Annotated in this window: 8 protein-coding genes and 1 pseudogene; 6 read left to right on the top strand and 3 right to left on the bottom strand. The window is 48.8% G+C overall.

Features of this window, described 5'->3' with window-relative positions; genetic code table 11:
* Window positions 1–393: 393 nt before the first annotated feature.
* Together LCM20_RS18615 and LCM20_RS18610 are read right to left on the bottom strand one after the other, a co-directional pair.
* Window positions 394–846 (bottom strand): annotated as a pseudogene (locus LCM20_RS18615) (cupin domain-containing protein); the annotation flags it as partial.
* A gap of 167 nt (window positions 847–1,013) precedes the next feature.
* On the bottom strand, window positions 1,014–1,268 hold the full coding sequence (locus LCM20_RS18610) for a DUF2164 domain-containing protein (protein WP_225197000.1): 255 nt from the start codon (window positions 1,266–1,268) through the stop codon (window positions 1,014–1,016).
* Between the two features lie 55 nt (window positions 1,269–1,323).
* Between LCM20_RS18610 and LCM20_RS18605 the strand changes: the two genes are divergently transcribed.
* Complete coding sequence (locus tag LCM20_RS18605; RefSeq protein WP_225196999.1) at window positions 1,324–1,953, top strand: pyridoxamine 5'-phosphate oxidase family protein; 630 nt, start codon at window positions 1,324–1,326, stop codon at window positions 1,951–1,953.
* Here the strand turns inward: LCM20_RS18605 and LCM20_RS18600 are convergent.
* Window positions 1,947–2,537 carry a class I SAM-dependent methyltransferase gene (locus tag LCM20_RS18600; RefSeq protein ID WP_225196998.1) on the bottom strand — a complete coding sequence of 197 codons (591 nt, stop codon included), beginning with the start codon at window positions 2,535–2,537 and terminating at the stop codon, window positions 1,947–1,949. The two genes, LCM20_RS18605 and LCM20_RS18600, sit on opposite strands and share 7 nt — an antisense overlap.
* Before the next feature lie 158 nt (window positions 2,538–2,695).
* Here LCM20_RS18600 and LCM20_RS18595 point away from each other — a divergent pair, with 158 nt between their 5' ends.
* Genes LCM20_RS18595 through LCM20_RS18575 form a run of 5 tightly spaced genes read left to right on the top strand, consistent with a single transcriptional unit; the run spans window position 2,696 to window position 7,163 of the window.
* Window positions 2,696–3,928 carry an ABC transporter substrate-binding protein gene (locus tag LCM20_RS18595; RefSeq protein ID WP_225196997.1) on the top strand — a complete coding sequence of 411 codons (1,233 nt, stop codon included), beginning with the start codon at window positions 2,696–2,698 and terminating at the stop codon, window positions 3,926–3,928.
* Window positions 3,909–4,769, top strand: coding sequence for an ABC transporter permease (locus LCM20_RS18590; RefSeq protein WP_225196996.1), 861 nt, complete (start codon window positions 3,909–3,911; stop codon window positions 4,767–4,769). Before LCM20_RS18595 ends, LCM20_RS18590 begins: the two co-directional genes overlap by 20 nt.
* On the top strand, window positions 4,766–5,566 hold the full coding sequence (locus LCM20_RS18585; RefSeq protein WP_225196995.1) for an ABC transporter permease: 801 nt from the start codon (window positions 4,766–4,768) through the stop codon (window positions 5,564–5,566). The genes LCM20_RS18590 and LCM20_RS18585 overlap by 4 nt, the downstream gene beginning before the upstream one ends.
* Window positions 5,563–6,522, top strand: a complete 960-nt coding sequence (locus LCM20_RS18580; protein ID WP_225196994.1) for an ABC transporter ATP-binding protein — start codon at window positions 5,563–5,565, stop codon at window positions 6,520–6,522. The genes LCM20_RS18585 and LCM20_RS18580 overlap by 4 nt, the downstream gene beginning before the upstream one ends.
* Complete coding sequence (locus tag LCM20_RS18575) at window positions 6,519–7,163, top strand: TVP38/TMEM64 family protein (protein WP_225196993.1); 645 nt, start codon at window positions 6,519–6,521, stop codon at window positions 7,161–7,163. The genes LCM20_RS18580 and LCM20_RS18575 overlap by 4 nt, the downstream gene beginning before the upstream one ends.
* Window positions 7,164–7,242: the final 79 nt, after the last annotated feature.

The following is a 7,242-nucleotide window of genomic DNA, read 5'->3' as shown; positions in this document are numbered from 1 at the left end:
ATTCAAAGGGAAGTCCTCCTTTTGATGTTTGTATTTGGTTGTACAAACGCATCATATCGGAGGGCTTCTTTTTTTACAAGGACCCCTTCATACAATCCCACAGGAATCTCCTGCGGGATGCACGGACCACGGCGAGATCCACTCAGGCTTTAAGCCTGAGTTCAAAAATGAACAAGGATGTTCGAACTAATACCGCCACGTCCTGTGGCAACGTCGAACGACCCAACGTCCTGTTGGGCCGCCGCGGAAAGCGAGCTATTTTCCACCCCGCTGTCCGCCTCATTTGTATCAGAACCGGTCTGATACCTAAAAGCCAGTGTAGTTCACCCACTGCACCGGTGAGCCAGCATGCCAATATTGCTGGGCCTGCTGATGGCCGTTCACGTGCATGCCCTCAGCCGCTTCTGCATCCGCCTTCGTCTTGTGTATCGTACCACGCGGGTGATTAGGCGGCGCGTAAATAGAATACAGTTTTAATGGAGTCTGCCCGGTGTTAATGAGGTTATGCCACGTGCCGGCAGGAATGAAGATCGCATCGTCATCCTGAACCGACCGTTCATACGTCAGTTGATTTTTCTCTTTCCCCATTTTGACAATCCCTTCTCCCTCTTCCACACGAAGAAATTGATCGACATGAGGGTGCATTTCGAGTCCAATATCTTCTCCTACACCAATGCTCATCAACGTCAGTTGCAAGTGTGTTCCCGTCCACAGAGCGGTTCGGAACGTATCATTTTGTTTCGTTGCCTCATTGATATTGACGACATACGGACTTGGGCCGTAATCCTGAATGGCAACGTCACGCCCAGTATAATAAGGCGCATACGAAAAAGGAACTGGATACATGTGGTCACTACGATAAGGATACATATAAGGGGTATAGTACATCTTTTTCATCCCTTCAATAGTTGATAAACCTATCTTATGCATCGTTTACCGTAGTGTCATTGTCACGACAGAAAAACACATACTCTGACACACGTACGCACTCTTTCGTTAAAATGAGGAAAGGATCAGGATCTGGAAGGACGCCCTGCTGGACGCTCTAGTGAAAGAAGATCTTCGTCCAGGTTCATCACCTTTTGCTCTACCATTTCCCTCGCATCATGGACGCCTTTGTTGTAAAGGAATGGACCGAGCTCTTTGACCATGTGGTCGAGGAATTGATCGGCGGCAAGCTCACCGATTTCTTCGCCGCGCTCCAATTCAAAGAATTCTTGGATGCGGGTGATCATATACTCTTTTTCTTCTTTTCTTAATGATTTCATTCAGTACCCCTCCTGTATTTATTATCCTAGCACACGAATGAGGAGTGTAACGGACATGACAGAAACCTATTCGAAAGTGAATTCAGTAAAGCAATTACAGAGCATTCAAGGCACTCCCGGGAGAGTCGCTGCGAATAAAGTGATTCACCATTTAGATGAAAACTGCCGGAACTTCATTGCGCATTCACCCTTTGCAACCATCAGCACATCGAATGAAAGCGGGCATTGCGACGCCTCTCCACGGGGCGATGGACCGGGGTTTGCGATGATCCTGGATTCCGAGACGTTGGTCCTGCCTGAGCGAATCGGCAACAAACGGATGGATTCAATGCTTAACCTATTAGAAAATCCCGGTATCGGCCTGCTCTTTATGATTCCAGGCGTGAACGAAACACTGCGCATTAACGGAAAAGCCTACATCTCCGATGACCGCCGCCTGCTTGAGCCTTTAGAAGACAAAGGCCATGTTCCGAATGTAGCCATCGTCATTCATGTCGAAGAGTGCTTCATCCACTGCGCGAAAGCCTTCATAAGGTCCCATCTATGGAAGCCGGACCATTGGCCGAATACGGAAGAACTCTTCACACCTGCGAAAATGATTGCCGCACATGTCAAACTGGATGGCGTCGATGCCATAAGTGTTCAGAAGTCCTTAGACGAAAGTTACACGAAGCGGCTTTATTGATTCATAGCTACTGCACATACTGTGTTATTAGGCTTTGTCGGTTTAATGAACACTTCAATGGAGGAAAAGCCCGCCTGATTCAAGAGGGCGCGGAGCTGTCCACCCAGCACCTCCGTCGTTTGGTCCTCTGCTCCTTTTTCGTGCGGGCAGAGGGTGAGGGCGATCCTCCCTCCTTCTGAGAGAAGCGAGCGCAGATGCACCAGCGTCTCCACCGGCTTTTCCCAATATGTGATGTTATTGACAGCATAGATTTTATCAAAAGTCGTCTCAAATTGATGAATCAACGCGGCTTCCCCTTGTATCAAGCATATATCGCAAGCTGGTGATCGCTTCTGGAGCCTTCTGACTGCCGTTTCGACCATAGCTTCTGAAGGATCGATGCCAAATACCCTGCCTCTACTCCTTCGAGCAACCTGACATAATGACTCTCCTGCACCGAAGCCGATCTCCAGCACAGCATCCCCTTCCTGAATATCAAGAAAAGAAACCGTCCACTTATTCAATTCGTCGTTTTCTTGCGTCATAAACCACCCTACTGCTTTTCCGATCCATCCATTTGGTTTCGCGAACTGTTGATCGAGCACATTGATTCCTCCTCTGTTCGTTCTATTCCCAACCTTCATCGCCTTGAACCTGCATATCAATTCTCATTATGTAAGAATATTTGTATGATAGATTACAAGTAAAAGATACAAGAAACGGGTACACTTCATAGTAGGGTATTCAGTTGAGGAGGAACACGATGAAACGATATGGGTTAGCCTGGCTGTTATTGGTTTTCTTTCTAGCAGCTTGTTCAAACGATCAGAATACACAAAGCCTGTCCACCGTCACGGAGATGGACTGGTCTGAGATAGAAGAATCCGCGGCAGATACAACCGTGCGCCTCTTTATGTGGGGCGGAGATGAGGGAATCAATCAATACATCGATGAATGGGCTGCCCCACGGATGGAAGAAGAGTACGACATTACGCTTGAGCGTGTACCAATGGATACCGTCGAAATTCTACAGAAGCTTCAAACCGAGAAACAAGCCGGAAAAACCGATGGAACGATTGACCTGATCTGGTTGAACGGTGAGAATTTTAAAAATGCCAAGGAAAATGAACTGCTCGCCGGTTCCTTCGTAGACAGCCTGCCGAACTTCAATGAATATTACGAAACCGAAGACCCAGCCTTTCAAACGGACTTCGGTACTTCGGTTGACGGCATGGAGGCCCCTTGGGGGAAAGTGCAGTTCGTCTTCCTTTACGACTCTGCCAAAATGGACCGTCCACCTTCATCCTTTGAAGAATTGAAATCATGGACAGCAGATCACCCAGGAAAGTTCACCTATCCGAATGCGGATGACTTCACGGGGAACGCTTTTCTGCGCCATATTTTATATGCCGAGGCGGACAGCCCTGCTTCCATTTATGATCAACCTTTAGATGAAGAAAACATAGCCGGGACAGCCGAGCAGACATGGAGCTATTTGAATGACATCGAACCGAACCTGTGGCGTTCCGGAGAGCATTACCCGAACTCCCTGACCGAGCTTGACCGCTTATACAGTCAAGGAGACGTGTGGATGACGATGGGATACAACGAAGCGCGCGCAGAATCCTTGATCGAAGAAGGCGTTTTCCCAGAGACGACGCGCTCCTTTGTGATGGATCCAGGTTCGATCGGAAACACACACTTCCTATCCATCCCGTTTAACAGCACCAATTACCCCGGAGCTTTGGCAGCCATCAATTTCATGCTTTCACCAGAAGCACAGCTTGCGAAACTCGCGCCGAACTACTGGGGGGAAAATACGCCGATCAGCATCGACAAGTTACCAGAAGGTATGAAAGAAGAATTTGAATCCATTGAAAGAGGTGAAAGTGTCCTGTCCCAACAGGAACTGGAGGAAAGTTTCCTTCCAGAATCGGAAGCCGCTTATGTGGATTGGATGAAAGAGCAGTGGTTCAATGAAGTGGTTCAAAACTAGAAGCTATTACTTATTTATACCGAGCGTCCTTTTTTTACTGATCCCTCTTTATGGTCTGGGTTCTGCGATCGCACAGAGTGTAAGAGACAACGGGGCCTTTACGTTCCAGTATTATACGAGCTTATTCGAATCGGAGCGTTTTCTCACATCTGCAGGTTTCAGCCTGCAGGTTTCACTTGTGTCCTCGTTGCTCTCATTGATCATCGGTCTATGGATCACGAGAGCGTGTTACCCGTTACTTGAAAAATACACCCCCAGACTGATCGTCTGGCTGCCTATGCTTTTCCCTCATTTCGTTTGGGGGTATATGGTGATTCTTCTGTTATCAGAATCAGGTGTCCTGTCTCAATGGATGCAGATGACCGGTCTAATCGGAGTCCCGGCTGACTTTCCTGTATGGACACGGGATCCTTACGGGATTGGCATTACACTGACCTACGTGTGGAAGGAAGTTCCGTTTGTCATTCTCATGCTTCTGCCTGTCTATGCCTCGATCAAGCCGGAGTTTTATGACTTGGTCCAAAGCCTCGGCGGCGGGGCTTGGGAGCGATTTAAAACGGTGGAATGGCCACACCTTCTTCCCGTTGTCGTAGAATCCTTCCTGATCATTTTCGCCTTCACCCTTTCCGCTTACGAAGTCCCGGCACTCCTTGGAACGACGTACCCGGAGATGCTGTCTGTGCTGAGTTATGATTGGTTCTATGGAAGTGTATGGGAGGACCGACCATTAGCCTTTGCGGCGATGTCTCTGATGAGTGTCTTTCTATTGATGATTACATGTGTGGCTTATCTTTATCTGAACCGTAAACGATGGAGAGCGATGAGGGGGCGTATCGAATGAGCAGGAATCGACTTCTTTTCATCATCACATCTGCCCTTTTCTTTTTGCTTCCCGTCCTTCTGCTCGTTTTGCAAAGTGTTTCTGAAACGTGGCGGTTCCAGGCTGGGCAAGGCTTCACCTTCCAGTTGGACAGCTTCGAGGTACTCACCTCGGACCCTAATCTTTGGTCAGCAACGGGTTGGTCGATCGCCATCGGAGCTGGAGTTTTAGTCACCAATTTGCTCATCGGCATTCTGACAGGCAAGGCATTGGCCACCATGGATTTCAAAGGGAAGTCTTTCGTTGAAGCGATGATGCTCTCCCCCATCTTAATTCCGGTTCTCGCCATTGCGATGGGGCTCCATTTGTTTATGATACGCATCGGACTTGCGGATACGCTGGCCGGGGTCATCCTCATCCACCTCGTCCCCACCGTGCCCTATAGCGTAAAGATCTTTCAAAATGCATACAGGCAGATGGGAAGCGATTTGCTGGAGCAGCCTTTAATCTTAGGTGCAACACCTGTTCATCAACTATTCACGGTTGAATTGCCCTTGATGAAACCAGCCATTCGCAGCGTGACCTTTTTAACGATCGTAATCAGCCTCAGTCAATACGCCATTACAGCAATCATTGGCGGCGGAACGGTCATTACGCTTCCGATGGTGTTCTTCCCGTTTCTTGATACGGCGAATGCATCGATCATGGCAGCCTTCTCGATTTGGTTCGCTATGATCCCACTCCTCTTGTATGTGATCATGGAAGCGATCCTATTGCTGCTTCCTTACACCAACATCCCTTGGAGGAATCGAACATGACAAACACATTAGAAATCCAGAAACTGACGAAACAATTCAACGAGCAGTCGATTTTACGGGACATTACATTCTCAGTGGAAAAAGGAGAGGTGTTAAGCATTGTCGGACCGTCCGGAAGCGGCAAAACGACGCTCCTCCGAATCCTTGCAGGGCTCGAGCCTTTGACGACCGGAACCATTTCAATTTCCGGTCAGGATGTGACGGAGAAAAAAGCGAACAAGCGAAGCGTCAGTCTCGTCTTTCAGCAGCCGCTCCTCTTCCCCCATATGACGGTGGAAGAAAACATACGCTATGGAGCCAAGCTTGCGAAGAAGGACTCTAAAAGAAAAACCCAATCTCTCCTAGAGGCGATTGGATTGTTAGATTATAAAGACTATTACCCGGCAGAGATTTCAGGAGGACAACAGCAGCGCGTCGCTTTAGCGAGAGCGATGGCGACAGAACCTGAAGTGATCTTATTCGATGAACCGTTCAGCAGTCTGGACCCTCAGCTGCGAAAAGAATTGAGACTGTGGGTACGGACGTTCCTGACAGAGCGCTCGATCACATCGATCTTCGTTACACATGACACAGAAGAAGCGATGTTGATGGGAGACCGTGTGGCGGTATTTCATGAAGGGAAGTTTCAGCAGGTCGATCAGCCGTCGACACTTCTTCAATCGCCGAATCACCCTTTTGTCGCCCATTTCTTAGGTGGTCACCTTGTCATCGATGAGGAAAGGTATATCCCTGTTCAGTCTTGTCTTTTCCGACCGCCTTCCGATACCTCTTATGAGCAGCACGAAGGGACTATCCAGCATAAGACGTATCAGCACGGGCAGACGATTGGTCACCTTTTCTTAGAGTCACTAGGTGAAAAGGTCTCCCTCCCGGTCCAAGAGGGATCAGTAGGAGCCGAACTCTCTCTTTACCTGCCTTTAGATAAAATCAAACGGTTTGAAGGAGGAAGAACATGAACCGCAAACATATCGGTCGTGCCCTTCTCTTCCTCGTGATTTTCATTGCATTCGTCTGGTTGGCACGCAGCCAGTTCGATGTTTCTCCAGAAGGGGTACGATCCTTCATTCTGTCCTTTGGAATTTATGGTCCCCTTCTCTTTATGGTCATCTACGCCATCGGTCCGATCATCGTGTTCCCAACCTCGGTCCTCTCCCTCGCCGCAGCGTACGCGTATGGGCTTTGGCCGGGTATGCTTTACATCGTAATCGGCGCAACAGCAGCAAGCATCACGGGCTACCTGATGGGACGCTTCTTCGGAGACTCTGTCTTGAGATTTCAGGATTCCAGCTGGTCCGCCAAAATCTATCCGCGGATGAAAGAGCAAGGCTTTCTTTATGTCTTCATCCTTCGTCTCATCCCGCTTGTCGGGTTTGATATACTAAGTTATTTAGCAGGTCTGACAAGAGTGAAGTTGAAGTCCTTCGTTCCCGCAACGGTCATCGGGATGTTACCGGGCACCTTCGCTTACAGTCTCGTCGGCAGCAGCCTTGCTTCCGGCAATACGACCTTCATTGCTATCGCACTCAGCGTCTTTGCCCTCCTGCTCGTCACGACCTTCCTGTTCAGGAATAAAGTGAGGGCGTGGCTGAACATCTGAGGGCTGAGAAACGTTCTGATCAGGCGGCTCACGACCCTTTTACAACGGATGCATACAAATAACGGTTGAGACATCAGTT

This window comes from Halobacillus litoralis (assembly GCF_020171725.1).
Lineage (GTDB): Bacteria > Bacillota > Bacilli > Bacillales > Halobacillaceae > Halobacillus > Halobacillus litoralis_F.
Note: the sequence above shows the minus strand (reverse complement) of the source record. Positions and strands in the feature narration are given on the sequence as shown.